This is a genomic window from Rossellomorea sp. LjRoot5, assembly GCF_964253455.1.
Taxonomy (GTDB): Bacteria; Bacillota; Bacilli; order Bacillales; family Bacillaceae_B; genus Rossellomorea.
Genome location: NZ_CAXUQN020000007.1, coordinates 1 through 273 on the forward strand (window position 1 = coordinate 1; position 273 = coordinate 273).

A 273-nucleotide genomic window follows, 5' to 3' on the forward strand; every position below is an offset into this window, starting at 1 on the left:
GCTCCGGTTTCCAAGGCTCCTACCTATCCTGTACAAGCTGTACCAAAATTCAATATCAGGCTACAGTAAAGCTCCACGGGGTCTTTCCGTCCTGTCGCGGGTAACCTGCATCTTCACAGGTACTATAATTTCACCGAGTCTCTCGTTGAGACAGTGCCCAGATCGTTACGCCTTTCGTGCGGGTCGGAACTTACCCGACAAGGAATTTCGCTACCTTAGGACCGTTATAGTTACGGCCGCCGTTTACTGGGGCTTCGATTCGCACCTTCGCTT

At 51.6% G+C, this 273-nt stretch carries 1 rRNA gene; it reads right to left on the reverse strand.

Features of this window, described 5'->3' with window-relative positions:
- Nucleotides 1-273: ribosomal RNA gene (locus tag ACSQ2E_RS22835) — 23S ribosomal RNA — on the reverse strand; the annotation flags it as partial.